Raw genomic sequence first — 25,947 nt, 5'->3', positions numbered from 1 at the left:
ACAGATAAATACCACATGGCAGCTCTGAACCTTGGAGAGTTAGATGTGCGCCGATTTTGAATAAAAAGAAACGCGATGCAGTAATCCATAAAGCGTGGTATTACCTTGAATGGAAGTGCGCTTTGATCGTCTTTTGATAGCTTGTCTGAGTCTTTAGCAAGTTGATTATCGATCCATTTGATTCGGCTTGAGTCACCAAAAGCAAGAACAATCCCTGCTATTAAGCATGGGGTTATCCATAAAAGCATATACCAAGAGATAACTTGACTCATTATGTTAAAATATTCGCTGGACATGTCTGGTTCAGTTTCCGCCGATCTCAACGCTTAAAGCACTTCTATAAAGCATGATGCAGAAGAAAAGTAACCAGCTCCACATACCAATGCAGTTCACCCACATGAAAAATCTGAATTTCTTAGAGCTAACAGTGGCTCTATTTCGAATGAAAGGATATGCAAGCCAATAACCATATAATCGTGTCGCGATATGAGCAAAATGCATTTTTGGAAAACTTAATTGCATATTTCTGCGCTTTTTAGACAGCTGACTATCAATGAAAGTGATGTGTTTGGTATCTCCCAGGGAAACAATTGCTCCCATAATAACGCCTGGAATCGCCCACAAAACAGCGTAAAAACCCAACAGACCAACCATGATAACTATTATTTTTTCAAACATTTCCATTACAACAGATCCTTTATCACATCGACTGTCTGGGATGTATATTCATACAAAACCTCTCCAGATACTTTTCCAGCAGTAGAGCCGGCTATACCGCCAACTGTACCTCCTGCGACAAATGCCCCTATCGTAGCTATTGCCAGCACTGGAGCAGACACGACACCGACAACTCCAAGTAGCAGAGCAACTCCACCTGCTGCCAGGCTCCCTCCAACAGTTCCTCCGCCAATACCTCCTAAAAATCCTCCCAACTCTCTAGTTGTCACTTTTCCACAGTTGCCATTAGAGTCAGATGAACAAGCCACGTAGATGTTCTTAATGGCGCTTGCACCACCTAATATGAGACCTATATAACCAAGCCCTTTTGACGCTGAGATGCCCACTGCTACATTTGCCATGCGCTTGCCCAGATTTGGGACAACGCCTTTCGCGATAATTTCATTGGCATTATGGATAACCGACTTAGTGGACAGTTTTAAGTTCTTTCGAACTTGCAAATAGGCTGGGACTTTGACACTGCCTTTCGAAAGGGCAGCGAAAGACCCATCCAATTTTTTAAATAGAGCAGCTCGCTCGGTGACGAAGGCTCCATAGTTTATCCCACCAACACGGTTTGCCATTGCCACATGCGATACATACAAGCTATTAATTTCCAGTAATATGCCATTAATGTTATCAAGATGCTGTCCAATACCTGCAGCTATAGCCCCAACTCCCAATGAGGCATGCGCGTAAGCATCTGATGGAAGTCCATCTTCCTTAACTGTTTTTAATGTTTCCGACGCATAGTAGTCCAAAAGCTCAAAGTGACGGTTTACGGTAGCCACTGCATCATCCGTCAGTTTGCCCAGCTCTTTACTTGCCGCTTTCGCTTCTTCAATCAGTGCATCAAGACGGCTTCTTTCTTTCTCGGTCTCTGGCTCTGCTGTCGGCAGAACAACAATCTCCCCCTGTCTGGCGGGATTGTTCAAATGCTCATTGTATTTCTTGATAAGTTCCTGAATGTCAGTGGGTGTTTCGTCTGAAAACAGGTTGCTCCAGAACTGTTCCAATGGTTGGGTTTCTTCAATCTGGCAATAGCCCAAATCGAACGCCAACTGGGCTACTCCCCATGTCTTAACATTCACCACGGGCAAGCCACTCTCGACCAAGCGCGTATTGTTTATCGCTTTCAGCGTCGAACCCATCAGCAGGCGTTCTTTGTGCTCATAAGTAACATCTGCATGGGTATTGTAAGTTTGTGGCTTGTAAGGCTTCTCGGTGGCTGTGGTGGTTTTTATGACAGCAAGCAGGGCTGGTATATCAATCGCGACGCCGTTTTCAGCTAGCCAATCTTCATTGAGGTTATCGAGTTGTTCCCGCGTGATAGGGGAACCAAGGTGCACAAGGTGCTGGTTGGTGACGACTTTGCTGTCGATTTTCCAATAAAGCAGGATAGCGCCTTGATACTTATTCAGCCCCGGCTCAGTGTTGAGCGCGGTATGGGTAGAGCGAGTCGCCTGAAATGCCCAGCGGCCTTCTCCGAGTATTTTGTATTCCTGAACCAGCTTCTTTTCGTGGAAATGGTAGAAGTAACCTTCAGTCGGAAAGCCTAAACGCGACCCTAACTGCATGGCAGGGACAATAGGAATAAACGCGACCCTAACTGCATGGCAGGGACAATAGGAATAAACGCTTCCCGAACCGCATCAGTGCCTTTGGGTTTTAACTTCACAGGAGGCTGGCTACTCACGCCTTTTTCAGTTGCCGCGACTTTAGCGATGAGCCTGCGGGGCGTGTCATCCGTGGCCTTGGCAGAGAAAATTGTGCCTATTTCAGAAAGCTTGGTCTGCCAACTGACAATACTGGCTTCTTTGGGCGTTTTACCCAATGCAAACTGGCAACCGATGTCACTGGCGAGCACGGCCTCAGTGCAGGCAATCTCAAACAGATACTCATAATCTTGATCAGGTTTTTTTGTTTTTTCTACGGCCTTGGGTTCGGGGGGGTAAGGCACATCAGGGGCAGATTGAGATTCAGAGCCTGAGCGAGAGGTAAAGCCAGAGGATTTGGAGCGAGACACAAACGCCGTTTTTGCCTGGGGTGAAAAGTGAGATTCAGCAGCAGGGTTAACTTGCCAGACTTTGTCACCATAGGAGGTGTTGGACGCTCTGAGAGCAGGCGTGATCGGCGCGTCGCTTAGCAATACAAATTCGCCAACTTCAAGTTTCGATTTGAATTTATCTAACGCCATATCCTGCGGCAACACCGCGGCCAGCGCTCTTTCATCTAACGTCGAAAACGCCCCCTCAACCTGACCGAACTCATACGATGCGAGTTCGGACATTTTCACAACCCTGTACGCCACTGATTCTTCCCTGATGATTTTTGTTTGTAGGTTAAATACCGAACAAACGAGGTGATTACAATGACGCGAAACCAAAAGCGAAAGGCAGATCATGCGGGGGCAATTTCTTGCTCGAAATGGGCACTGAATTGCGTATTTGATGCGGGGTGATTTGATAGAGAAAAGCCGAGCGGTGAGCTCGGCTTAGGTTTGCGTTCTGTTTGGCGATTAACGCTCGGAAACCGCTTTTACCAGCGCGGCAATGCCGTCCCAGTCGCCGTTGTCCATCATGTCAGTCGGTACCATCCACGTACCGCCGCATGCGACAACACTTTTTAGCGCAAGATACTGATCAACGTTGGCTGGGCTAACGCCACCTGTTGGCATAAAGCTCACTGGGTAAACCGCACCGAGTGCTTTTAGCATGTTAACGCCACCAGAAGGCTCAGCAGGGAAGAACTTCAATGTCTTCAGGCCCATTTCCATGGCTTGCTCAACCAAACTTGGGTTGTTCACACCCGGTACGATTGGCATGTTGCGCTGCTGACAGTATTTCACGGTGGTCGGGTTGAAGCCCGGGCTCACGATGAAATCCACACCCGCGTCAATCGCGATGTCGACCTGTTCCGTCGTCAGTACCGTGCCCGCACCAATCAGTAGCTCAGGGTAGGCGTCACGCATAATACGAATAGATTCCGCTGCCGCTTCTGTGCGGAAAGTGACTTCAGCACATGGCAGGCCGTTTTCTACCAACACTTTTGCCAGAGGCAGAGCGTGAGCGACATCGTTAATCGCAATAACTGGGACGATTTGGATTTCTTTTAGTCGCTGTTCAATCGTTTTCATTGTTTACCTCTACAAAATAAAGCTAAGTGTTGCGACGATAATAAATGCAATACCGCCTAACAATGTTTCCATCACGGTCCATGTTTTCAGCGTGGTCTTCTCATCCATATCGAGTAGACGAGATACCAACCAAAAGCCTGAATCGTTGAAGTGTGAAAGTACCGTCGCGCCACTCGCAATGGCGATAACGATAAAGCATAAATCGAGTTCGCTAAGGCCTACCGTCGATGCAACCACTGGGGCAATCAGTGCTGCGGTGGTTGTCAGTGCAACGGTCGCTGAACCTTGTGCAACGCGAAGACACGTTGAGATAACGAATGCCGCCACAATCACGGGCATGCCTGTGTCTGTTAGTACGCCTGCCAATGCATCGCCAATGCCACTTGCACGCAATACGCCACCGAACATACCGCCAGCACCAGTGACCAGCACCACGCCACAGATTGGTGCGAGTGAATCACCACACAGTTTTTCAAGTTTTGCCATGCCGTAGTCTTTGGCAAACACCACCAAACAGACCAGCAAAGTGATAAGCAATGCAACGGGTGTTTTACCTAGCATGCGCAGGAATTCAATGACCGGCGTGTTGCCGTCAATGATCCCAGCAACAGATAGCGTGTGCAGACCTGTGTCGAGACAGATAAGTACCACAGGCAGCACCAGAATGCTCATTACCGTGGCAAATTTTGGCAGCTTTGATTCATCAACGACGGTATCGCCGTTGAAGAAGGCTTTAGACAAAGGAATATCGAACTTCTTACCCGCGTACAGGCCGAAAAGATACGCGCCCAAGTACCATGTTGGAATGGCCACAAGCAGGCCAACAACCAACAGTAGACCGATGTTTGCGCCGAGAAACTCTGCCGCCGCAACTGGGCCTGGGTGAGGGGGAACGAAGCCATGCATGACAGCAAATGCGCCGGCTGATGGCAGTGCGTATTTCAGCGGAGAACCACCGAAACGGCTCGCAACACTCAGGATGATAGGCATCATCACCACAAGGCCAGCGTCAAAGAAAATAGGGAAACCGAACAGCAGTGAGGCAATACCAAGGGCGAGAGGCGCTTTGTCTTTGCCGAATCGACCGATCAGCGTGTCAGCCAAAACCTGCGCACCCCCCGTCACTTCGAGGATTTTACCAATCATCGCGCCAAGACCAACAAGGAGCGCGACGGAAGCCAATGTGCCACCAAAACCACTCATCATGGTCGGTACCACTTGTTCTGACGCAACGCCAGTCGCAATCGCTGTGCCCAAGCTGACAATGGTCAGGGAGGCAAACGCATGCACTTTCAATTTAATGATCAATACCAAAAGTGCCGCGATAGCGAACACAGCAATGGTTAACAAAAACGTAGGATCTGAGGGTTGAACTAACTGCTCCATAGTTACACCTTTTCTAGCATTGTTATTGTTTGTGTGTGAGTTCACATTTGTTTACGTTACCGGTAACATGTTACCGATAACATTCGTAAGATAAACCCATATTTCAAAGTGAATTCCAAAATTGAGAGCACGCGCAAATTTGGTAAAGAGGATGAGTCATGGCTGGAAGTAGTGTCATCGTGATGGGCGTTTGTGCCAGTGGAAAAACCACCATTGGAGAGTTACTCGCTAAACGGCTTGATCGCAAATTCATCGATGGAGACGATCTCCATCCACGCGCCAATATTCAAAAAATGTCATCAGGTGAGCCGCTCAATGATGATGACCGCAAACCTTGGCTAGAGCGTATTCGCGATGCAGCTTACAGTCTAGAAAGCAAGAATGAGCATGGTGTGATCGTGTGCTCAGCATTGAAAAAAAAGTACCGTGATCAGATACGCGAAGGAAACAGTAACGTGACCTTCCTGTTTCTTGATGGCGACTTTGAATTGATCATGGCGCGTATGCGCGCCCGCAAAGGTCACTTTATGAAAGAGAACATGGTGAAAAGCCAGTTTGAAGCCTTAGACCGCCCCGATAACGAGCCACAAACGATTGTTGTCAGCATCAAATGCGATATTCAGAGTGTGGTCGAGCATGCCGCACAAGCTGTGTTGGAAAGGAATGAGGTGTTTGCATGATCCATTTTGTCGTCAAAAAAGTGACCGAGCGTTTGATTGAACGCAGTCGCGCCACACGCGAGACGTTCCTTGCTCATATTCAAGCGCAGGCGGATGCGGGAAAAGGGCGCAATCAACTTTCCTGCGGCAACTTAGCGCACGCAGTGGCTGCGTCTTGTGCCTCTGAGAAAAAATCAATTCTCGATCTGACTCGCGCTAACGTGGCACTGATCAGTGCATACAATGACATGCTAAGTGCGCACCAGCCTTACAAAGATTACCCAGACCAAATTAAACAAACGCTGGCATTACAAGGCCACACCGCACAAGTTGCAGGTTGCGTGCCTGCGATGTGTGATGGCGTGACACAAGGCCAGCCAGGCATGGACATGTCGTTGTTTTCTCGCGATCTCATCGCGCAGTCAACCGCACTGTCACTAAGCCACAATAGCTATGACGCCACCTTGCTGCTGGGTATCTGTGACAAGATCGCACCAGGGCAGCTCATGGGCGCATTGGCCTATGCGCACTTACCGACCGCGTTTGTGCCAGCAGGCTTGATGGCGACAGGGATCAGTAACGAAGAAAAAGTGGATGTGCGTCAGCGTTATGCGGCGGGTGAAGTGGGCAAAGAAGCCTTGCTAGATATGGAATGTAGCGCCTACCACGCGCCGGGCACCTGTACCTTCTATGGCACCGCGAATACCAACCAGTTGGTGTTTGAAGCAATGGGTTTGATGCTTCCGGGCTCTGCGTTTATTCACCCGCATTCAGCCATGCGCACGGCATTGACTGATCATGCAGCATCAAAGATCGCGTCAATGACCAAAGATTCTGCGCAATACCGTCCGCTTTCTGAGGTCGTGACAGAGAAGAGCCTGATCAACGGCGTGATCGCGCTCTTAGCATCAGGTGGCAGTACCAACCACACTATTCATATGCTGGCTGTCGCTCGTGCGGCGGGTATTATGCTGACGTGGCAAGACATTAGCGACTTGTCGAACGTTGTTCCGTTGTTGGCCAAAGTGTATCCAAATGGCCCTGCAGACATGAATGCGTTCCAACAAGCGGGCGGCGTGCCCGCGTTGATGCATCGTCTGCACGAAGCGCAGTTGGTGCATTCTGATGTGGTTCCTGTATTTGGTTCTTTTGAAGACCAACTGTCATTGCCAATCCTTCATGACGGCAAACTGAGCTGGCAGGCGTGCAACGGTTCAATGAATGGGTTGGTTATCGCGGCGAGCGGTGAAGTGTTTGAAAGCACCGGCGGCACGCGTGTTCTTGATGGCAACCTTGGACGTGCGGTTGTTAAAGTGTCCGCGCTGAAAAGTGATCAGCGCATTATTGAAGCGCCAGCGGCCGTGTTCCGTTGTCAGCATGAAGTGGAAGCCGCCTACCAGCGTGGCGAGCTGAACAAAGATTGCATTGTGGTGTTAACGCACAATGGCCCTGCGGCAAACGGTATGCCTGAGCTGCACAAACTGATGCCAATCCTAGGTAACATTCAAAAAGCCGGCTTTAGCGTGGCGCTGGTAACGGATGGGCGCTTGTCGGGCGCATCGGGTAAGGTCCCTTCAGCCATTCACGTTTCACCGGAAGCCATTCGTGGTGGGGCGATCGGTCTGGTGCATGAAGGCGATATAATTTCTGTGAACTGCGAAACGGGCGAGTTGAACAACTTGGCTGATACCCAAGGCAGAACGCAGATTGAACTTGATACCGAAGCCTTACAGCAAACGTGGGGACGAAACATGTTTAAAGTGATGCGTCAGAGCGTGACAAGTGCAGAGGAAGGCGCAAGCTTCATTCTCTGATACTGAGCGCATCAGTGATGCCAATAACCACAGGGCGGCCAAATAGCCGCCCTGTGTGTTTTCAGTTAATGGCTTTCACCATTCGTAATTTGATAGCCGAGGTCGACAACCTTGTTTTCAATCTCATCACCTCTCAGCCTTGCCAGCAAAAGCTCTGCACTTTTCTCGCCAATGTCATAACGAGGTGTATCCACACTCGTCAGCTTTGGCATGACGGTTTGGCCAATATCTAACGCGTTGTATCCTACAATCGACAATTGCTCTGGTACTTTCAGCCCCCGTTGCTGTGCGCTCAGTAACGTACCGATGGCAATATCGTCATTGGTGCAAAACACACCATCCAAATCTGGATGTGCTTCTAACGCACGGCTAAGAAGGCCAGCGGCCAATGAATAGCTGGAATGCTCACCTGTCAGAATATGCTTTGGCGCTAATCCTGCCTCTTTCAATGCTTTATCGTAACCCGCCATTCGTAATTGGGTGCGTGAATCAAGGCGAGCACCAAAATAGGCAATTGAACGTTTGCCTGAAGCAATCATGCGATTCACAACGTCATACGATGCGGCAATATGATCAAGGCCTACAGCCATATCAATGGGGGTGTCTGGCAGTTCCATGGTTTCCACCACAGGTATGCCTGCATTCTCGATCATCTGCAGGGTTTTCTGTGTGTGATGGCTCTCGGTTAAGATAAGCCCATCGACTTGATAAGAAAGGAGAGAGGCAATTTTTTGTTCTTCTTCTACTTCGTCATAGCTGAAGTGAGCCAGCAGGGTTTCATAGCCATGCGCTTTCGTGACGGATTCTATTCCTTGAACGAAAGAGGCAAAGATTTGATTGGACAGAGAGGGAAGCAAAATGCCAATCGCACGGCTGGACGATTTTGATAGCATCGCCGGTGCTTTGTTTTCAATGTAGCCAAGCTCTTCAATGGCTTGCGCTATTTTCTCTCGGGTTTTTGCGGCGACCGTGTCGGGGTTTCGAAGATAACGAGAGACCGTCATCTTCGTGATACCAATCGTATCTGCTACGTCTTGCAGTGTTGCGCGATTCTTTTTAAAATTTTGATTCATACATTGAGCCAACCAATAATGTTACCGTAACATTATTGGTTAAAGATGCAGTATGTACAAGCACTTAGACAACATTTACTAAGGTTGTATCAAAATTGAACGTCGTCGCCCTTCAATTCAACCCAAACTCCGTAATGAATTTACTTTGAAGGTAGAGATCAGTCGATTGCTTTGACCAATTAGGGTTTTTTTTGAACCAGTCGTCCAGCAACGGCATCACCTGTTTTTCACTCATGCCAGCGCGAACCTCAGATGAATAGAGCAACCGAAGTAACGTGATGTCTAGTGGCGTCATCAGGTTGTTCTTCGAGGCATCGTTAAAAATGGAGGGGAAGACCTTATCTGAATCGTTCGGCAGCCCCATCACCTGAGTGATTTCTTCGACCACGCAGGCAAACAGTTTGCCGCGTTCACGGGCAAGGTCGACAGGAATAACAATCAGCGCCTTTCGGACTTCCGTCTTTGGCGTCACCGAAATATGCGCCATACAGATCGCGCCATGAAAAGGGAAGTTTTCCGCTGTCGGCCACAATTCTCGGGTTTCATCTTGCCAACGGCCTTGGCGGGTAAACACCATCCGAATGTTGGCTTCTTCCGGATCATCGACCAGTTTGATGTCATGCCCTGTGGCGCGCGCTAAATCGTTGATCTGAATGGTGGTGAGCATGGTGTGAAGCTTGTCATCACCCACGCGGTGATCAATGAAAACCCGTATTGGCTGGTGCCACTTACGGATGGGGTGGGTTTTATCATCATACTCATTGTTGAGGGCAATAATCTTGAATGCCTTTTTCACATAGGCGGTGTCGTCCCATGCTGCTAACGTCGGCGCTGCAAAGACTACAAACAATAACCCCAAGACCCAATGTCGCACCGCCGCTCTCCATCGCTTGCATTTCCGCGCACCAAACTTAGAACGCACAAACGTAATGATGGCAACTAAGCGAGTAGGTTTCAATTGTAGGGGGAAAATGACCCGTGCCGATATGTGATAAGGGCTTGATGGCCTGCTGTCTTTGTTCAGTGCCACTGCTCTTAGATCCGGCAGCCACGGTCGCGTTTTTCCTTTTTCAGACGTGCATAAAAGTTCATACAACGTACAATTGACAAACCACACATAAACCCATCTCTTATGAACCGAACTATCCAGTTTTACCATCAACATTCAGAACAGCTGGATAACCAGTATCAGCAAGTGAGCTTTGAGCAGGTTCATGAGAGCTGGCGATCTTATTGGCCTGATGGCAGCAATGGCTCCTGCAAAGTGCTGGATGTGGGCGCAGGCAATGGCGCGGATGCCACGTGGTTCGCGAACCAAGGCTGTGATGTTTATGCGGTAGAGCCTGCCGATAGCTTTCGGGCGATTGGCGAATCAGGCACGCAATCCCTTCCTATCACTTGGCTTTCAGACACCCTGCCAGAACTGAAAGTGGTGAATCAACTTAGCCTTCGCTTTGACTGTATCTTGCTTTCTGCCGTGTGGATGCACATCGCGCTGAGCGACAGAGAACGTGCATTTCGAAAACTGGCGAACCTGTTAGCACCCAATGGGCGACTGGTGATCACGCTTCGCCACGGCGGCTTTGATGATGCAAGGCAAGCTCACCCTGTTTCCGTTGAAGAAATTGCGCAGTTCGCCAAAGATCATGCGCTTCAGATAAGGCTGCAAACCCCTTTGCAGGCGGATGTGCTCGGGCGTGATGACGTGAAGTGGCAAACCGTCGTATTAACCTTGCCGGATGATGGCTCAGGCGATTTGCTTACCGTGCGCCATGTGATCGTCAACGACAGCAAGTCCGCCACTTACAAGCTTGCATTGCTTCGCACCTTGCTGCGCATTGCCGATGCACATCCCGGCGCGGTGATTGATCGTTCTGATAAGCGTATTGCCATTCCATTGGGCTTGGTCGCACTGTATTGGATGCGCCAGTACAAACGCCTGCTTGATACGGACGTGGGGGACGGACAAGGGATTCAACAAAACAGCGACGCCAATAAAGGATTGGGGTTTGTTAAAGACGAGGGTTGGCACAAATTAAAACACCTGACGCCGGACGATCTTTCTATCGGGGCGTTTTTCACAGGTGAAGATGCACAAGCATTGCAAAAAGCGATGCGGCATACCATCTACACACTCAAAGCGGGGCCGGTCAAATTCACCTATCGTGGTGATATCACCCGACCTTTGTTTGAGATGGAGCGCACCAAGGTTCACGCCAAATCTAGCTTTATTATTGACAGTGAGTTTTTGCAAAGCTTCGGGGTATTCACCTTAGAAGAAAGCCTGTGGGATTGCTTGAGGCTCTACGCCAGTTGGATAGAGCCGCTGGTGGTGAACCAATGGATAGCGGAAATGAAGCGCTATGAGCTAAACCAGCGCCGCGCGATTTCACTGCAAACCTATCACGATTGTTTAGCGTGGATAGATGCCAGCCACGACACGCGAGATGTGCGAAAACGCATTGCATTGTTGCGTGAAAACCAGCATCAAATCGTCAGTGTGTGGAGCAACACCAAGCTGAACGATCAATATCATGTCGATCATTGTCTGCCGTTTGCGTATTGGCCGAATAACGACAGATGGAACCTGTTTCCCACCACGGAAAAAGAAAACCTCACCAAGCTCAATCGGGTGCCATCCAAGCAACGCCTGCAAAAAGCCAAGCCGCTGATCCTCGATTTCTGGCAACTGGCATGGGAAAGCGAGCACGATAAAACCCGCTTTTTCAGCGAAGCCGTGCTGTCACTCCCGAACATCGGCACAAACGAAAGAGGCTTTGACGCCGTGTTTGAAGCCATGAAGTTACAAGTGGCAGGAGTTCAGAGTCGGTTGCTGGTGGGGGAGTGGTGAGGTGTATTCTGATCAATCCAACGTATGGCTTTGTTGAATGCATCTTGCTGGGAAAAAGCGATACCTGATTTAATGATGCCACTTGCATCAATTACAGTGAACTCAAAACCACCACAATATTGGTCAGCATTTTCTTCAACGAAAATCGAGAAGCCTTCGTACACAAATTCGTCTTCTTGCGAGTAAATGTTTGTCATGGTCAGCTCCTTTTTATCCAAGTTTGGCAACGAAATAAAAGGGAGTCTACGGACTATAAGTCACAAAGCAATACTATGATTTGGCCTGAATTACCCGACTTATCAGCGTCTATTTTGAAATGTGACTCGAGTTATTGATAAGCATCATTGTGAATACTTTAGAGTTTGAATAGCTTGCATTCACGGTTATTGATGAAGTTGTCGGTTTATGAGTTCAAGCTGGAGTCACGAAGAGTTAGAAGCAGCCGTTCTTTCCTATCTGGATATTCAAACACAAGAGAAAGCAGGTAAGAAGGTAATAAAAAAGCATATCTATCAGTCACTTTCTGACAGGTACGGAAGAACAGCAAAGGCGTATGAATATCGCTTTCAAAATATATCGCATGTTCTTAACCTGATGGGACGTTCGTGGATTAATGGTTTGAAGCCTGCGAAAAATGTAGGTGAGAAGACAGAAAAACAGATCGAAGGGTTAATTTTAAAACACGAAGTAGCACGGCAACAGATCAACGAAAGCGGATGGGATCAGTTATCTGGTGGGTATGTAGTAAAAAGCAAGCCACTTGGAGAGCGAGAGCCCAAGGCTGGTCAGTCGCAAGTAACCATCTATTCTAGAAGTGATGCGGTACGAGATTGGGTTCTTAGGCAAGCCAACGGAGATTGTGAATGCTGTGGCAAGCGAGCTCCGTTTATCAAAGATAGTGGCGAACCTTATTTGGAAATTCATCATGTACGTCGCTTGGCGGATGGTGGTTCAGACTGCATCGAAAACGCAGTTGCAGTCTGTCCAAACTGTCACCGAGCCTTGCATTTCAGTGAGGGGAGAAGAGAGCTTGTAGAGCTGTTATACCTAACGGTGCCAAGGCTTGCTCGAAAGTGAATTCCGCTAGTGAAAATAGACTTCACACGTAGGGTTAATTACAGGATTGCCAATTATAAAATTGGACAATTAGCTAGATGTTCGTGTGGACGGTCAATATTTAAAAGGAACTATCACATCAAGCTTATATAAAGCTCATTTTTATTGATGCACATATGGAATATCTTGATTTAATGAAAAATAGCAGAAAGCTCCAATTGAGACAGTCTCAGCATAGAGATGGTGGTCATAGTCAATTCTGAATTCAAGACTAGGGATAATTTTAACTGTTGATTGGGGTATGTTTTATAATACAAGGAAATACAGTTATCTAAATATGTGAGTTAGCGTGTAAAGTGATAAATTTATCATTTAAAAGGGTTTAAATATTGCTAGCTTTAAATCTCATTGGCTAGCGGGAGATTTACCTATGCTCACAGAGCAGGGAATTGGAGACATCATCGAAAATACGGTGAGTAAAAATTTTCACTGTTTTTTTGATGGTAAAGAAGTGAAAGTAACCCATTTACTGGATCATATTTTCCCAAGAGAGCGAAAAATTCGCTCTCTGATCGGAGGTCTAGAAACCTCTATGGGAACTCGGGTGTGGGAGCCAATCGCGAAGGCCTTTGCAGAAGGTAATGCCTATCATGTGCTAGATGAAGATGATTTTTTCAACCAGTCAGTTCCGATTATACCTGAAGATGTTTTGAAATTTATATCACTTTGGGAGGCGAAAAAAATAAAGGATCCACATATCCCTCTTCATGATTCCTGGTTGGATGTTTGTGAATACGTTGATGAAAATATTGATGTGAGCGGCCTTGAGTATCAAAAAATCCCTAAAGGTCAGGGTGTTGATGTTATATTGGTACGTGATAATGAGTTCTACTTTTTTGATATAAAAACCAATCAAATAAATGTGGGTGGTGGGCCTAAGTTCCTAAAGAATTTTATTTATTGGTATACATATCTTGCATTGATGGGAATAAGAAAACCAGTGTTTTGCTATTTAGCGTTCCCATTTGACCCGCATAAAGGTAGTTTCTGGATGAAAGAAAAAGGTAAGGTTTCACCTTTGATTCCATCTCGAGAAGCTTTGGTGGGTAATGAGTTTTGGGATAAGTTGACTGGTGTTAATGACACAACCCACCTTATTGAGCTGACCTTTAAACGATTGGGAACTCACTTTGGTGAACAGTTTCTACATCACTTTGAATAATTAAAACATAGGGGCTAAGCCCCTATGCTTGTCGCGGAAATTTAAATTAAATAAGAGCATCTCTCAATTTATGAAGCTTTTTCTCTTGATTTGCTAATTGCTCTCTTAACTCATTATTATCGGCTTTGAGTGCTTCATTTTCAGCTTCTATCTCTTTGAGCTGTCGATCTGGCGAGATATTGCAGGATTTTTCTGGTGGTTGGGTTATCTCGGTATTCTTGTCTATTTTCGCCGATGTTTGCTCTTCAATATCATTCAATAGTTTCACTAATGAAAAACCAAGTGCAGCTGCCATGTTTACTGGTACAGCATTGCCGATTTGTTTATATGCTGCATTTTTTGAACCCTGAAATTCCCAATTATCCGGGAATGTTTGAATGCGTGCATACTCTCGAACTTGCAGTGGTCGAGTCTCGAGTGGATGACAGCGTTCAGTTTGTTTTTGCGCTGGTGATGTTGTCAGGGTCAAGCTAGGCTCCTCTAGTGATAAGCGTCGAGCCATGCCCGTTTTTCCACCGCCTAGAAAGTAGCTTTTTTGCATGTATTCACGCTGTAGGTCATCAGGAAGATTACGCCAGTAACCTCCTTGTGGAACATATTTCATGATCTCGCGTTTTCGCTCAGGATATTCTTGGCCTGGCGATTCTGGTACATCGGTTTCGTAAAGTTCACCTGCATAGAATGCATCACGCAAAGTCATAACTTTACGATATGGGGATGGCCAGTGAAATTTAATGCCTTGAGCGAGGTCTTTCCGTATTCCTACTAAAATTACGCGTTCACGCTTTTGCGGGACTTTATAGAAAATGGCTTTCAGTACACGCGGCTCTACCAATTCGTAGCCTAACTCATCAATAACATGTTTGATGGTACTTAATGTTTCGCCATTTTCATGAGTCAATAGTGCACGAACGTTTTCGGCCATAAAGACTTTTGGTTGCAGCTCTTTAATTGCACGCGCCATTTCAAAAAACAACGTGCCGCGAGTATCTTCGAATCCTAGACTTTTTCCGGCATAAGAGAACGCTTGGCAGGGGAAGCCTCCAGTTAAAATGTCAACGTCATCTGCTATTTTGGTAAAGTCTATTTTCGAAATATCGCCTTCCACAACATTCCATTCTGGGCGGTTGTGTCGCAAGGTGGCACATGCGTGTTTGTCCCATTCATTGAGGAAAACACTATCAAGCCCTGCCTGCTCCATACCCAAAGCTAAACCGCCGCCACCCGCAAACAATTCGACTAGTTTGTAGTCTCTGTTAGGTTTAATCGAATGCTCTTCGTCCCACTTGGAGGTGAGCATCGTTTGAATTTCTGGAAAGTGGTCAACTTGCTCTAGAGGGATCTTTCCTGACTCTTTACATACCGAAAGTTCACCACGTTTGATACGTGACTCCATAGTTGCTTTAGATTGAGAAAGAATGTCAGCTAGAACTTCAATGCTGTACTTGATTTCTGATTTTTCGATTTGGACATCAAACATATGACGCTTCCACAATGAGTTAGGGTACTGTTTAAATATACAGTCACTTTTGCTGAATTTCACTATTTTAACGGTTTTTTTTTACTCATACTAATTACTGACATCTTGATCAATAATGCTGTTTTATGTCAGGAGGTTAGAAGTGAAAGCATTTGATAGAAACCAACTTAAAGAAGCTGTTCGTGGCAGTGTTAAGCGAGTTTATGTGGCTCAGACTGTAGAACTAGATCTTTACCGCAATACGTTAGACTGCTTTTCTGCTTCTATTGACGCTGTCGTTCAAGGCATCAGCCTTGATGATTGGATGCTACAAGAAAAAGAACGCCAGGTCCAGAAAACAAAGCAAAATGCGATTGGGTCGCTTCATGAAGATATCATTGGCTCTATCCCCGCAGTTACGAAATTGGCTGTTGGGAATGTGATCGATGTGGTTTCTATCGGCAAGAAACTTATCGCTGAAATTAAAAATAAACACAATACGACTAAGGGGAACCACAAAGTCGCTATCTATGATGATTTGGCAAAAGAATTGGATAAACGTCCAGGTTATGTTGGTTACTATGTTGAAATTCTTCCAAAAGGTCAGAAAGCCTACAATGTTCCTTTTACCCCTTCCGATAATAAAACGCAGCAGAACAGAGTGCTACGCGAAGATATTCGGCAGATTGATGGGCGGAGCTTCTATGCGATTCTAACCGGGTATACCAATGCCTTAGATGAGCTCTATAAAGTCCTACCTTCTATTGTTGAAGAGATAGTTAAGGAAGAGTTTGAGGTTGTATTGGATTCAGAAAAGGTTACCAAATCAGATGCATTCATTAGTAACTTTGAGAAAGCATATGGTAAATGATTCAGGAAAATTCTTAGAACAGCTTCAATTGATAGCGAAAGTAAAAGCGGAGAGAGATCTTGAAGGTACTTGGTTCAAAGGCAGTGTTACTTATCTTGATGCCTTGGTGAATGAAGTGGCTGAAGTGAAAGAGGAGCTATGTTTAAAGCGCCAGTGTTTCTTAGAGGATGAGCTTGGAGATTTGCTTTGGAATTTCGTTTGCTCCCTGGAACATCTTGAGCTGGAAGGTAGAATAGATAAAGCTGCCGTTTTTGAACGAGTTCATAAAAAGTACGCGGAGCGTGTTACTAAACGAAAAGACGGTGAGTCTTGGGATGAAGTGAAAGCTCAGCAAAAACAGGCTTTGTTGTTAGAATTTAATCGCTCTCAATGATTCCGTGAGGTGAAAGTGGAGAGCCCGTGAAGGCTCTCCATGATCCGTTCATCCGGGCATGGTTGAAAGATCCCTCTAACTATATACTTAGTAATAGGTTAGTCAATCTTTAGGGGCGAGAAAAGACGTCTTAATCCCTGGTAGCTAAATACATAGAAAGCGCCATTTACTGATTTTCATCAGTAAAATAATTGTGCTTATAGTTGCGTATGTTGCAATTTTATGTGCGAGTATTCAGTGTTTATATAATTTCCTTTTCATGTTCGACAGTGTAAACACTTGTAGGCACAACATTACCGCTCTTTTTCTTGCGAGCTTGTGCTTTCTCGAAGTCCAGTTTCAACTGTCTTTCTAGTTCTGTATACCGCTCACCCTTACTGAACAAAATCACGACAGTATTATTCTCTTTTATATCATACGTTTTACAGAAGTTACGAACTGTTGCCTCAGATAGGATTGTGTCTTCCAGACTTTCTTTGGGGCTTTTTTGGGTCGAATTATACGAAGAGACCACATAAACTACGTAGTCTACATTCTCAATATTCCTTTCACCGCCACCTTGCTTTTTTAGCCCATTGAAAGACACTGGCTTACCATCTTCACGCATTAGCTCTGACATAGCTCGTTCGAGCGCTTTACGATTCCCATGTTCAGGTTTGAGAAAAGTATTTCTATTTATAAATTGACCATAAGCAAAGGGGATACCTCTAAGTTGCCTACTTTTTCGGCGAACTTCCCCACGGATGGTGTGATACTCCTTATGTACTTTCAGTAGAAGTTGTGTCAGCTTTATTTTTTGGTCAGATAAATCTACTTCAGCTCCATGCAGTTGTTGTGCGAGTTCTTTGGTAATACCCTCATCAAAGTGATCATCTTTGGATTTTTGCTCGGTCAGAGGGTCAAAGGAATAAGCCGCGAAGTTTCTCACCTTAAATTGCGCTTCTTTTGTTCTTTTTTCCGCAGCACTGACCTTTCTGTCACTATCAATACCAGCCAAACCTGGGTCCCAATTTTTGACACCATACTTGGTGGTGATATTGTCGATGGCTAAAGCAAGATTGTTGAGTGTTACTTCAGAATCTTTTGACAGTAGGTTGAGTTTTTCAGAGAGTTCTGTATGCGCTTCTAGCATTCTTTTATTGGCAAAGTGAAGCACTTTCGTGTTGTTGTGGTATCCGCAAGCCCTTCCGATAAGAGCCTGAACTACTGAAGAAACCGCTGAAGACGTTCCATCCCAAGTGGACATCAACTCTGCTTTCATTTCTTCATGCATCGCGATACCGACACGGAGGAAGCCTCTAACAATGATCACTAACTTTTCACCACGAATACGGTAGTTTTGATATTGACTCAAGACATTGCTCCATGCGGTTAGCTCGCTTTGGTCAACATCATTCAAGCTACTGGCGACGATTTTGATATTCTGCGGGAGAAGAGCAGGAGCACCAGTTTCTGGGTCAATTAGACTAAGTAGATGCTCTAGTGTTTCTTGTGAACGATTGGCGCTCGAACGTATAATATGTAGCCCTCCCTCGTCACCATATAAAGTTTCAATGAATCTGATATACGTATCTGGAGTTACAGTTTTTGCTTCTAGTAAACAAGTAGCTACGCTGTTATCAATTACTTGGTCATTCTTAATAAAGCTACTAATTCCGCGATAGGCTGTAGGTTGTTTAACTACGTTGATTGCTGCGCTGTAACCCATAATGCTGCGTTCACGTGATGCTTCGTAAATTGAGGAGAAACCAGTGGCTGATACGAGTAAAATACGGTCGTTTCTGTTGCTTCGCTCTTCAATGACGGCCAATACATTACTCAAACGCTTAGCTAATTGGTCACTACCCATATGGGATTCGTCGATAATGAAAAGACTTTCCGTTTTAGGGTTCATTTCCAGTAGGTAATTCTCTGCTTTTGTAATCGAGACGACTTTTACGTGTGTTTCCAAATGGCTAAAGTTTTCTTCAGCTTGAGTGGCAAGGTCATTGTTGGCAACATTCTCAATGTAAACAATGATCTTGTTGTCCATACTTCCAGCAATTTCGTCATCAAGATCTAAAAGCCACTTCTTTGCTAGTAGACGACAAATAGTTGTTTTCCCCATCTGGGTCTCTGCACATGCACAAACAAAACGATGCTTCTGGAAAAGATCATAGATCTCTTGGGCTGAGGAAAACGCTTCAGGCCTTTCTTTGCCAAACTTATCTATTCGCGCAGACCAATCAGCACGAGCGTTTGCTGCTACCTTAACTAATCTTGGGTTTGTCATTAATTTCAACCTCAGCTCAAGTTTCTTACAAATACCACCAGTATACTTCGTTTTTTTGTGGGAGATATTTTTTTCTTACTTGATTATTTTGTCTGTAGGTTTAATTTAGTGCGCATTTTTTCACCATATTGAATAGCCACCGACTTGATAGACACACTTGAGTTAGACATGATGACTAACAGAGAGGTGTTTATGAGCGGTAAGAGATTTCCAGAAGAATTCAAAATCGAAGCAGTAAAGCAGGTCACCGAAAAAGGCCACCCTGTTGCGGATGTTGCCCATCGTTTAGGGACAACAATGCATAGCCTTTATGCGTGGATAAAACGCTATGGCCCTGATGCTTCTCATCATCAAGCTAAGTCTGATGAAAGCGAAGAAATTCGTCGCCTCAAAAAGGAGCTGAAACGCGTCACAGAAGAGCGCGACATATTGAAAAAAGCCGCGGTGTACTTCGCAAGCCAGTCCGACTGAGGTACGCCTTTATCCGTGCTCACCAAGCGATTTGGCCTATCAGATTGATGTGTCACGTCCTCGGCATTCATCCCAGTGGTTATTACGCCTGGGTTCAAAACCCTGATTGCCAACAGGAGCAGCGGCGGAAATATCTCCTCGGACGTATTAAACAGTTCTGGCTTGAGTCTGGTAGTGTCTATGGCTATCGGAAAATTTACAGTGACTTGCGAGATGACGGAGAGTCCTGCGGAATTAATCTCGTTCATCGTTTGATGAAACGGGAGGGTTTACAGTCTCAACGAGGATATAGAAAGCCTCGTCCTCGAGGAGGTACTGAAAATATTGTCGCCGCCAACAAGTTGGCACGGGAGTTTAATCCTACGGCACCGAATCAATCGTGGGTAACAGACATTACTTACATCAAAACACATGAAGGCTGGTTGTATTTGGCAGTGGTCATCGATTTGTTCTCAAGACGCGTGATTGGGTGGTCGATGAAGAGTCGGATAACCAAAGAGTTGGTGTTAGATGCGTTGCTGATGGCGATTTGGCGTCGTTCCCCGAAAGAGAAAGTACTTGTACATTCTGATCAGGGCAGTCAGTACACCAGTCATGATTGGGATAAATTCCTGACTCAGCATGGCTTGGTGTCAAGTATGAGCCGCAGAGGCAACTGTCATGACAATGCTGTTGCAGAAAGCTTCTTCCAGTTATTGAAACGAGAACGTATCAAGCGAAAAATCTACTCAACGAGAGAAGAGGCACGTATGAATATCTTTGAATATATTGAGATGTTCTACAACGTAAAACGTCGGCACGGTTCCAACGACCAAATGTCACCTGTAGAGTATGAAAAGCAGTACGAAGAAAGGCTCAAAGGTGTCTACTGAGTCGGTGGCTATTCACCACTCAAAAAATCCAGACATCTTCTGGCAATAGTCTTTGACGGACTCATCGCTCAGTGTAGGTAGCCCCAAGCTATTATTTAACTCGATGGCGTCATGACCTGATAGACCTTTAAATTGTTTGTGCTTTTTGAGATTGGTTGGATAGTTGCGTAGGAGGGAGGCGACCTCTTCTGCATCGGAGCGTCGAATCGCTCTCAATTGAGGCTTACCAATAAGATTAAGAACAATCCTGCACTTGGCTTCTAACATCGTTGCCGCCTTAGATGAGATATGCTCTGCTTTGTACTTACAAAAGCGTTCTAGCGCGCCATAACACGAGACTTCGTTTGTTGTTTGGGTCTTTACTTGCGAAATGATAGGTGTGGAAGGGTGTTTATCAAGTGATGTTGATGTTGATGTCGCTGGCGTCAAGATAGTCTTGCGAACCTGTATTTCAAGCTCAAGAGCTATGATAGCGGCCTCGGCTTTATCTGATGTTTTAAGAGAGCGTTTGATCTCACGGCGATCACTGAAAAGGTGCCGATGATGAGGTGGGATTTGGTAACGAAATTGCCAAATGCCAGATTTTGAAATGTGTAGATAGCGCATGTTTTAGTACCAAAACTTAGTACAAACAGCCTAAACCTAGATGTATAAATACAAAAAGGGCTATAACTCAATGAGTTATAGCCCTTTCCAAACGTTTGGTGGAGCTGGCGGGAGTTGAACCCGCGTCCAAAATCAGTCTAACTAATGGCGCTACATGCTTAGTCTATCTTTATTCTCGGCACCACACTGCGAATAGACACGCTATGTAATGACATACCTAATTTAGTTTTAACGCTTTGGCTATTAGGTGTAAGCCTCCACGCGATTCTGTTTGGGTTTGACTGCCCTTGATCCACGTCCTACAGACAGAGGCTATGGAGGGCAGGCTCTAGCAGGTTATTAAGCTGCTAGTGCGTAGTTTTCGTCGTTTGCGACTATAGTTTTGCGGCTTTTAACGAGGCAAACCGCCCCTCGGCATGCTCCACGAGCCTTCTTGATCCTGTCGAATCCTGAATCAGCCCCGGATTTTTTCTGACGCAGATGTTAGCATAAAGCCCTGCTGCGTCAATGATTATCTGGTTGAATGCTTCATGATACGCGCTTTATCGCGTTCCCAATCGCGATCTTTTGAAGAATCACGTTTGTCATGAAGTTTTTTACCTTTCGCCAGACCTACCTTAAGTTTAGCCCATGACTGTTTCCAGTACATAGATAAAGCAACAAGAGTGTAACCTTCACGGTTTACCTTGCCCATCAGTGTGTCTAGTTCACGACGTTTCAGCAATAATTTGCGGATACGCGTAGGGTCTGCCACTACATGCGTAGAAGCAACGTTAAGAGGAGTAATAGTGGCACCCGACATGTAAGCTTCGCCATCTTTGAAAAACACGTAGCTTTCCGCGATGTTGACCTTACCGGCTCGTAGGGCTTTCACTTCCCAACCTTGTAGCTCAAGCCCGACTTCAATGTCATCTTGAATGAAGTAGTCGTGGCGAGCTTGGCGGTTCTGCGCAATTGTATTGGCGCCCGCTTTATTCTTTGAATTTTTCTTTACCATAATGGCGGCATTATACGTAGTGGTAGTGACGGGCGATATAGTTTTTATGGGATTTTTGGATTCTCGCCAGTTTCGTTCACATAAAGGAGGGGTTGGATGGCTAAAACACAGCCTATCTTCTGCTTTTTTAAGACGTTTGGGGATAAATACGCTCCGATGATATGATGTGACATCAGGCAATGAGGAGATGGTATGCCGCGAATTACACGTTCTGCACTTGTGCCGTTCAGTGCTGAACAAATGTTTAAGCTTGTTAATGATGTAGAAGCTTACCCTGCGTTTGTGCCGGGTTGCTCTGGATCTCGCGTGTTAGAAGCGACTGGCAGTGCGATGACAGCATCGGTGGATGTGGCTAAAGCGGGTATCCGTAAAACCTTCACGACTCGCAATGAGTTGGTGGAAGGGCAAGCGATTAAGATGGAGCTGGTCGATGGCCCGTTCCGTAAATTAGTCGGCGGGTGGCATTTTACGTCGCTGGATGCAGAGGCATGCAAAATCGAGCTGAATCTGGATTTTGAATTTACCAATGGTTTGGTGGAAATGGCGTTTGGCCGGGTGTTTAACGAGTTAGCGGTCAACATGGTGACAGCGTTTACGCAAAGGGCGAGAGTCGTGTATGAGCGATGAAAAGCTGCTGCATATTGAAGTGATTTACGCGTTGCCCGACGTGCAGCGTGTGTTTAAGTCGATTGTGACACCTGATATGCATGTGGAAGACATTATTCGTCATTCTGGCATTTTGGATGCATACCCTGAGATTGATCTGAAACAGAACAAAGTGGGTGTGTTTAGCCGCTTGGTGAAGCTGGATGCGCTGGTCCACGATGGCGATCGCATTGAAATCTATCGTCCTTTGATGGCTGATCCCAAAGAGATCCGTCGCCGCCGTGCTGAACGCATGATTGCGGAAGGTAAATCTGACCCAGTGACGGGCGGAAAGCTCAACCCGATGCGAAAAGGTGAGTAACCGGATTTCAACTAACATTCGGTTAAAGAGAAAGATAAAGAAAAGCGGTGAACATGGTCACCGCTTTTTTGTTCCGCTTTCTCTATTTAGATGAACGAGTTCCAGGCATCTTGCCAATACGGTGTTGTACCCGGCGCATAGCTAGGGTTTGAGCACCATCCGGAGTTTGGCCACGGCTTGCACTGATACAGTTTGTTGTCACTGCCTTTCACGATATCCCCTTCTTGATACGCTAAGCCCGGTTGATACGTTGGGTATTCACCTGGCGGTGGTGGTGTCACTTCTGGATCTGGATCAGGCGTGGGTTCTGGGGCGCCGCAACTGTTGTCGTCGGTTTGTTTCCAAACGCCCCATTCGCCCGTCGTGCCCGGCTCTTCACCGTTGGTCCACCAACCGGCTAACCATACGACATGGTTGTGTGAAACTTTGTCGCCGCTCACGTAAATGGTGTGTTTTCCCCAGTTGGCGATACAAGCCGCACTTGCTTCAACGGTTACCGTGCGAGTCACTGAAACCGTCTGGCCTTCGCTGTCAGTCACGCGATACGTCAGTACATAGCTGCCCGGCGTTTGGGGATCAACGTTGCCGAAAACCTCAATGTTGGCCGTCATGTCGCCATCTTCCGCATCAAACGCAGTAACCCTATCGAGTGCGTTAAACACGTCACCTTGTTGAAGCGTGATATCGCTAACGCCTGAAATCGTCGGTGCTTCGCCCAGCTCTGTGGTTACAATGCCCGCTTTCAATGCGGTTTGTGGCGCACTGATCGTTATGCTGGTGAGTAGCTGATTGTCACAGTAAACCTCGGCGCGATAAGGAGACAGCGCGCTTTCCACATTGATATGGAAGCGGTTCATCAGGCCTTCTTTGAAACGGCGGTTGTGCAGGTTGTAGGTCTTGGTGCCGCCTTTCTGTGTCAGTACGTCCAGCTGGCACGAGGAAGCGCTGAAGTTATCGACATACACTGCGCCATAAGCGCCGTGAAGGGCAGGGTAAAGGTAACTAGGTAGTGTGTTTTCTGGGTCGTAGTAACCGACAAGGGTGGTGACAGCAACTCCTTGTTTCTCTGGTATGCGGGCTACGGTTTTATCAAGTATGTCATTCTCAACGGCGGTCCATTGGCCTGACGCGAAACGGAATGCGTGCTTGTTGCCATTGGACAGCAAAATGGAGGTATCGCCAATGTGGATATGGGAGTTGTAGCCCGCACTGGAGCTAAGTACCACGATTTTACCTTCGAAGGCGTTGTCAGCAGGCAGGTAGAAATCACGCGCCCAGTGTCCGTTGCCTGTTTGAATGCGAACCGCGTTGACGGTCTCGAACAGTTCATGGAACTTGCGATTGTCTGGGCCAAACGCTGCGAGCTCATTGTTGCCGCTCACGGTAGTCACAGAAAGGTTGAGATCATCGGACAGGTTATTGCCCCAAGGCTGCATGGTTTGAGTTTCTTTGTCCCACTTACTGAAACCGGTCGGTGATGAAGGGTCAAAGTTAGCTTTGCTTTCCATAAAGCCCTGAAACACATTCAGTTCGTAAGGGGTGTGAAGTGTGTACTCGTTGCCATTCGGGTGCAATGGCCAACCACCGGCCATGGTTCCCCAGCCAAAGCTGTGACCTTCGAACGGTTCCGCGCATTGACCTTCATAGCACGATGAGCCGTTGTTTCGCCCTTTACTGAGATTGGGGAGGAAGGTGTTGTCGAACAGGTTCCAACCCCAAGTCGCATTGATGTTGGTTGAACGGTTATGCACTGAGCCAGCAAATCCGCCCAGATAGTGCGCTGCTGCGTGTGTGCCAGCGCCAAACTCGTGGCCGACTTCATGGCTGAATTCATTGCCCGTTGAGCTAACAACCGACGCCACACCTGCGTAGGAACCCAGCATGCCGTGTGTGATGAGGCCATCGCTGTAATTGCCGATGGCGTTATTGACGGTAACTTGCGCAGCATGATAGGGCGCACTGATATTCCACACAGAACTGTTCATTACATCAGCACTGTTTACGCCGTAGTTGGCGCTGTTGATACCCGAAGATATCAGCTCGCGGGCAATACGGTAGTGGGAGTCACTGCCGTAAGCGTCGGCCTCGCTGGGGTCAACATCGACCAATAGGCGACCATCCGGCAACATAATTTCTTCAAGATGGATCGGTGCGTAAGGGTTGACGATAAGTTTGCTGATTTGGATTGACTGGAAATAGTCACGATGCAGTTTCTCATCGGTCATAAAACGGAACTCGCCACGCGGCTCAGTTAACAGACCCACGTCTACCGTGTTGATGATCAGTGTGGTATTTGCACCGATCTTAATGCTTTCCACGACACCTTCACGATCACCATTGCTGAACGTCAGGCTCAACCCTGGCTCAATCACTTCGGCAGGCAGTACCGTGGTGTATGCTTTGTCGCTGTAGGCAAGCTTGCCATAATCAACATCAGATTGTGCGTACCAAAGCCCGCCCACATTGTTATAGGTGATGCGATTGCCCTGGCTGAGTGTGTCCACGCCGTGAGAGTATCGAATGGTCGAGTTGTAGCCAGCCTGTGAGGAGAAGGTCACGATCTTTCCATCAAGCTCTTGGCCTTCAGGCAGCATAAAGTCATAAGCAAAGTTGCCATTGCTTGTTGCGACTTCAAGCGTGCCATGTTGGGTTAGCAGTGCGTTAAATTCTGCTTGCCCCTGAGTGCCAGCGATAGCGCTAATGGCATGCTGTGAAGAGATGCGGTGTGCGTAGCTCTCTGGCACGACAATGGTCGTGTTTATGTCAATTTGGCCTGTGGGTTTTGGCTGTGCCGAAGGCGGGAGCATGGTTGCTCGGTGTACTTCGGTGCCCTGGCGGTTTTTCACGACAACCGTGATCTCTTCGTCTTGGCGAGCTTCTTGCGTATGGGGTTCGAAAATCACCAGCGTTTTGCGCAAAGCGACAACGTGTGGCTGGCGATCACCTTCTATGCCATGCACGGTCGGCATAATAACGCTTTGTGCCATGCTGACGCTGGCAGCAAGCGTGCCTTGAGTATCAGAAGGTAAGGCTTTTTGATTGAAGTAAACGGTTTGAGCGTTTGGTGGGCTAGCGAATGCGGCTGTGCTGCAAACTCCCGCGAGTAATGCCGTGATCAGGCATGCTAACTGTTTCTTTTTCATCT

23 protein-coding genes and 1 other RNA gene are annotated in these 25,947 nt (G+C 46.7%); 10 read left to right on the top strand and 14 right to left on the bottom strand.

Features of this window, described 5'->3' with window-relative positions:
* Positions 1 to 303: 303 nt before the first annotated feature.
* The 5 genes from ACED36_RS06790 to ACED36_RS06770 all read right to left on the bottom strand — a co-directional run bounded on the left by ACED36_RS06790 (position 304) and on the right by ACED36_RS06770 (position 5,239).
* Complete coding sequence (locus ACED36_RS06790; protein WP_016959770.1) at positions 304 to 684, bottom strand: hypothetical protein; 381 nt, start codon at positions 682 to 684, stop codon at positions 304 to 306.
* The gene (locus tag ACED36_RS06785; RefSeq protein WP_371732985.1) at positions 684 to 2,294 is read right to left on the bottom strand and encodes a hypothetical protein; all 1,611 of its coding nucleotides are present in this window, start codon (positions 2,292 to 2,294) and stop codon (positions 684 to 686) included. Before ACED36_RS06785 ends, ACED36_RS06790 begins: the two co-directional genes overlap by 1 nt.
* A complete protein-coding gene (locus ACED36_RS06780; RefSeq protein ID WP_371732984.1) occupies positions 2,285 to 3,007 on the bottom strand; it encodes a hypothetical protein in 723 nt (240 codons plus the stop codon). Before ACED36_RS06780 ends, ACED36_RS06785 begins: the two co-directional genes overlap by 10 nt.
* A 228-nt stretch (positions 3,008 to 3,235) precedes the next feature.
* Complete coding sequence (locus ACED36_RS06775; RefSeq protein ID WP_016959772.1) at positions 3,236 to 3,853, bottom strand: bifunctional 4-hydroxy-2-oxoglutarate aldolase/2-dehydro-3-deoxy-phosphogluconate aldolase; 618 nt, start codon at positions 3,851 to 3,853, stop codon at positions 3,236 to 3,238.
* 9 nt (positions 3,854 to 3,862) lie between these two features.
* Positions 3,863 to 5,239: a GntP family permease gene (locus ACED36_RS06770; RefSeq protein WP_371732983.1), complete on the bottom strand. Its 1,377-nt coding sequence runs from the start codon at positions 5,237 to 5,239 to the stop codon at positions 3,863 to 3,865.
* Positions 5,240 to 5,397: 158 nt separating this feature from the next.
* On the opposite strand from ACED36_RS06770, the gene ACED36_RS06765 reads away from it, so the two are divergent.
* Positions 5,398 to 5,919, top strand: a complete 522-nt coding sequence (locus ACED36_RS06765) for a gluconokinase (RefSeq protein ID WP_371732982.1) — start codon at positions 5,398 to 5,400, stop codon at positions 5,917 to 5,919.
* Complete coding sequence (gene edd / locus ACED36_RS06760; RefSeq protein WP_371732981.1) at positions 5,916 to 7,712, top strand: phosphogluconate dehydratase; 1,797 nt, start codon at positions 5,916 to 5,918, stop codon at positions 7,710 to 7,712. Before ACED36_RS06765 ends, edd begins: the two co-directional genes overlap by 4 nt.
* A gap of 65 nt (positions 7,713 to 7,777) precedes the next feature.
* Here edd and ACED36_RS06755 read toward each other — a convergent pair whose 3' ends face one another.
* Both ACED36_RS06755 and ACED36_RS06750 read right to left on the bottom strand, forming a co-directional pair.
* Positions 7,778 to 8,785 (bottom strand): LacI family DNA-binding transcriptional regulator, encoded by a 1,008-nt coding sequence (locus ACED36_RS06755; protein WP_017007458.1) that lies wholly within the window; start codon positions 8,783 to 8,785, stop codon positions 7,778 to 7,780.
* A gap of 112 nt (positions 8,786 to 8,897) precedes the next feature.
* Complete coding sequence (locus ACED36_RS06750; protein WP_371732980.1) at positions 8,898 to 9,659, bottom strand: DUF2927 domain-containing protein; 762 nt, start codon at positions 9,657 to 9,659, stop codon at positions 8,898 to 8,900.
* A 258-nt stretch (positions 9,660 to 9,917) separates the two neighbouring features.
* On the opposite strand from ACED36_RS06750, the gene ACED36_RS06745 reads away from it, so the two are divergent.
* Positions 9,918 to 11,636: a methyltransferase domain-containing protein gene (locus ACED36_RS06745; RefSeq protein ID WP_371732979.1), complete on the top strand. Its 1,719-nt coding sequence runs from the start codon at positions 9,918 to 9,920 to the stop codon at positions 11,634 to 11,636.
* Here ACED36_RS06745 and ACED36_RS06740 read toward each other — a convergent pair.
* Entirely contained in the window at positions 11,606 to 11,833 is a 228-nt protein-coding gene (locus ACED36_RS06740) for a hypothetical protein (protein WP_371732978.1), read from the bottom strand. The two genes, ACED36_RS06745 and ACED36_RS06740, sit on opposite strands and share 31 nt — an antisense overlap.
* 208 nt (positions 11,834 to 12,041) lie before the next feature.
* On the opposite strand from ACED36_RS06740, the gene ACED36_RS06735 reads away from it, so the two are divergent.
* Complete coding sequence (locus ACED36_RS06735) at positions 12,042 to 12,713, top strand: HNH endonuclease (protein WP_371732977.1); 672 nt, start codon at positions 12,042 to 12,044, stop codon at positions 12,711 to 12,713.
* 409 nt (positions 12,714 to 13,122) lie between these two features.
* On the top strand, positions 13,123 to 13,914 hold the full coding sequence (locus ACED36_RS06730; RefSeq protein ID WP_371732976.1) for a TdeIII family type II restriction endonuclease: 792 nt from the start codon (positions 13,123 to 13,125) through the stop codon (positions 13,912 to 13,914).
* A gap of 46 nt (positions 13,915 to 13,960) precedes the next feature.
* Here ACED36_RS06730 and ACED36_RS06725 read toward each other — a convergent pair whose 3' ends face one another.
* Positions 13,961 to 15,394 (bottom strand): DNA cytosine methyltransferase, encoded by a 1,434-nt coding sequence (locus tag ACED36_RS06725; protein ID WP_371732975.1) that lies wholly within the window; start codon positions 15,392 to 15,394, stop codon positions 13,961 to 13,963.
* 142 nt (positions 15,395 to 15,536) lie between these two features.
* On the opposite strand from ACED36_RS06725, the gene ACED36_RS06720 reads away from it, so the two are divergent.
* Together ACED36_RS06720 and ACED36_RS06715 are read left to right on the top strand one after the other, a co-directional pair.
* Positions 15,537 to 16,244 (top strand): Eco47II family restriction endonuclease, encoded by a 708-nt coding sequence (locus tag ACED36_RS06720; RefSeq protein WP_371732974.1) that lies wholly within the window; start codon positions 15,537 to 15,539, stop codon positions 16,242 to 16,244.
* Entirely contained in the window at positions 16,234 to 16,617 is a 384-nt protein-coding gene (locus ACED36_RS06715) for a MazG nucleotide pyrophosphohydrolase domain-containing protein (RefSeq protein WP_371732973.1), read from the top strand. The genes ACED36_RS06720 and ACED36_RS06715 overlap by 11 nt, the downstream gene beginning before the upstream one ends.
* Before the next feature lie 241 nt (positions 16,618 to 16,858).
* On the opposite strand, the gene ACED36_RS06710 is transcribed toward ACED36_RS06715, so the two are convergent.
* Positions 16,859 to 18,889, bottom strand: a complete 2,031-nt coding sequence (locus tag ACED36_RS06710) for a DEAD/DEAH box helicase family protein (RefSeq protein WP_371732972.1) — start codon at positions 18,887 to 18,889, stop codon at positions 16,859 to 16,861.
* Positions 18,890 to 19,081: 192 nt separating this feature from the next.
* Here ACED36_RS06710 and ACED36_RS06705 point away from each other — a divergent pair.
* A protein-coding gene (locus ACED36_RS06705; RefSeq protein WP_371732998.1) for an IS3 family transposase occupies positions 19,082 to 20,232 on the top strand; the annotation gives its coding sequence in 2 pieces (ribosomal slippage) (positions 19,082 to 19,328 and positions 19,328 to 20,232; 1,152 coding nt in all).
* Positions 20,233 to 20,244: 12 nt separating this feature from the next.
* Here ACED36_RS06705 and ACED36_RS06700 read toward each other — a convergent pair.
* From ACED36_RS06700 to smpB, 3 genes are all read right to left on the bottom strand, one after another.
* Positions 20,245 to 20,838: a DUF6538 domain-containing protein gene (locus ACED36_RS06700; RefSeq protein WP_371732971.1), complete on the bottom strand. Its 594-nt coding sequence runs from the start codon at positions 20,836 to 20,838 to the stop codon at positions 20,245 to 20,247.
* Positions 20,839 to 20,934: 96 nt separating this feature from the next.
* Positions 20,935 to 21,300, bottom strand: a transfer-messenger RNA (tmRNA) gene (ssrA, locus tag ACED36_RS06695).
* Positions 21,301 to 21,349: 49 nt separating this feature from the next.
* Positions 21,350 to 21,835 carry an SsrA-binding protein SmpB gene (gene smpB / locus ACED36_RS06690; protein ID WP_017004654.1) on the bottom strand — a complete coding sequence of 162 codons (486 nt, stop codon included), beginning with the start codon at positions 21,833 to 21,835 and terminating at the stop codon, positions 21,350 to 21,352.
* Positions 21,836 to 22,027: 192 nt separating this feature from the next.
* Between smpB and ACED36_RS06685 the strand changes: the two genes are divergently transcribed.
* Positions 22,028 to 22,462, top strand: a complete 435-nt coding sequence (locus ACED36_RS06685; RefSeq protein WP_017005680.1) for an SRPBCC family protein — start codon at positions 22,028 to 22,030, stop codon at positions 22,460 to 22,462.
* Positions 22,452 to 22,802: an RnfH family protein gene (locus tag ACED36_RS06680; RefSeq protein WP_017005682.1), complete on the top strand. Its 351-nt coding sequence runs from the start codon at positions 22,452 to 22,454 to the stop codon at positions 22,800 to 22,802. Before ACED36_RS06685 ends, ACED36_RS06680 begins: the two co-directional genes overlap by 11 nt.
* An 86-nt stretch (positions 22,803 to 22,888) precedes the next feature.
* Here ACED36_RS06680 and ACED36_RS06675 read toward each other — a convergent pair whose 3' ends face one another.
* Positions 22,889 to 25,945, bottom strand: a complete 3,057-nt coding sequence (locus tag ACED36_RS06675) for a M66 family metalloprotease (RefSeq protein WP_371732970.1) — start codon at positions 25,943 to 25,945, stop codon at positions 22,889 to 22,891.
* Between the last annotated feature and the right edge of the window lie 2 nt (positions 25,946 to 25,947).

The sequence above is a fragment of the Enterovibrio sp. FF113 genome (assembly GCF_041439165.1).
In the GTDB taxonomy this organism is placed as follows: Bacteria; Pseudomonadota; Gammaproteobacteria; order Enterobacterales; family Vibrionaceae; genus Enterovibrio; species Enterovibrio norvegicus_A.
The sequence above is the reverse complement of the archived record's forward strand: the minus strand, read 5'-3'. Positions and strand labels throughout refer to the sequence as shown.

Excerpts from the sequence above, each read along its gene's own strand:
- ACED36_RS06790 (WP_016959770.1), bottom strand. The coding sequence starts at position 684 with ATGGAAATGTTTGAAAAAATAATAGTTATCATGGTTGGTCTGTTGGGT.
- ACED36_RS06785 (WP_371732985.1), bottom strand. The coding sequence starts at position 2,294 with ATGCAGTTAGGGTCGCGTTTAGGCTTTCCGACTGAAGGTTACTTCTAC.
- ACED36_RS06780 (WP_371732984.1), bottom strand. The coding sequence starts at position 3,007 with ATGTCCGAACTCGCATCGTATGAGTTCGGTCAGGTTGAGGGGGCGTTT.
- ACED36_RS06775 (WP_016959772.1), bottom strand. The coding sequence starts at position 3,853 with ATGAAAACGATTGAACAGCGACTAAAAGAAATCCAAATCGTCCCAGTT.
- ACED36_RS06770 (WP_371732983.1), bottom strand. The coding sequence starts at position 5,239 with ATGGAGCAGTTAGTTCAACCCTCAGATCCTACGTTTTTGTTAACCATT.
- ACED36_RS06765 (WP_371732982.1), top strand. The coding sequence starts at position 5,398 with ATGGCTGGAAGTAGTGTCATCGTGATGGGCGTTTGTGCCAGTGGAAAA.
- edd (WP_371732981.1), top strand. The coding sequence starts at position 5,916 with ATGATCCATTTTGTCGTCAAAAAAGTGACCGAGCGTTTGATTGAACGC.
- ACED36_RS06755 (WP_017007458.1), bottom strand. The coding sequence starts at position 8,785 with ATGAATCAAAATTTTAAAAAGAATCGCGCAACACTGCAAGACGTAGCA.
- ACED36_RS06745 (WP_371732979.1), top strand. The coding sequence starts at position 9,918 with ATGAACCGAACTATCCAGTTTTACCATCAACATTCAGAACAGCTGGAT.
- ACED36_RS06740 (WP_371732978.1), bottom strand. The coding sequence starts at position 11,833 with ATGACAAACATTTACTCGCAAGAAGACGAATTTGTGTACGAAGGCTTC.
- ACED36_RS06735 (WP_371732977.1), top strand. The coding sequence starts at position 12,042 with ATGAGTTCAAGCTGGAGTCACGAAGAGTTAGAAGCAGCCGTTCTTTCC.
- ACED36_RS06730 (WP_371732976.1), top strand. The coding sequence starts at position 13,123 with ATGCTCACAGAGCAGGGAATTGGAGACATCATCGAAAATACGGTGAGT.
- ACED36_RS06725 (WP_371732975.1), bottom strand. The coding sequence starts at position 15,394 with ATGTTTGATGTCCAAATCGAAAAATCAGAAATCAAGTACAGCATTGAA.
- ACED36_RS06715 (WP_371732973.1), top strand. The coding sequence starts at position 16,234 with ATGGTAAATGATTCAGGAAAATTCTTAGAACAGCTTCAATTGATAGCG.
- ACED36_RS06710 (WP_371732972.1), bottom strand. The coding sequence starts at position 18,889 with ATGACAAACCCAAGATTAGTTAAGGTAGCAGCAAACGCTCGTGCTGAT.
- ACED36_RS06700 (WP_371732971.1), bottom strand. The coding sequence starts at position 20,838 with ATGCGCTATCTACACATTTCAAAATCTGGCATTTGGCAATTTCGTTAC.
- smpB (WP_017004654.1), bottom strand. The coding sequence starts at position 21,835 with ATGGTAAAGAAAAATTCAAAGAATAAAGCGGGCGCCAATACAATTGCG.
- ACED36_RS06685 (WP_017005680.1), top strand. The coding sequence starts at position 22,028 with ATGCCGCGAATTACACGTTCTGCACTTGTGCCGTTCAGTGCTGAACAA.
- ACED36_RS06680 (WP_017005682.1), top strand. The coding sequence starts at position 22,452 with ATGAGCGATGAAAAGCTGCTGCATATTGAAGTGATTTACGCGTTGCCC.
- ACED36_RS06675 (WP_371732970.1), bottom strand. The coding sequence starts at position 25,945 with ATGAAAAAGAAACAGTTAGCATGCCTGATCACGGCATTACTCGCGGGA.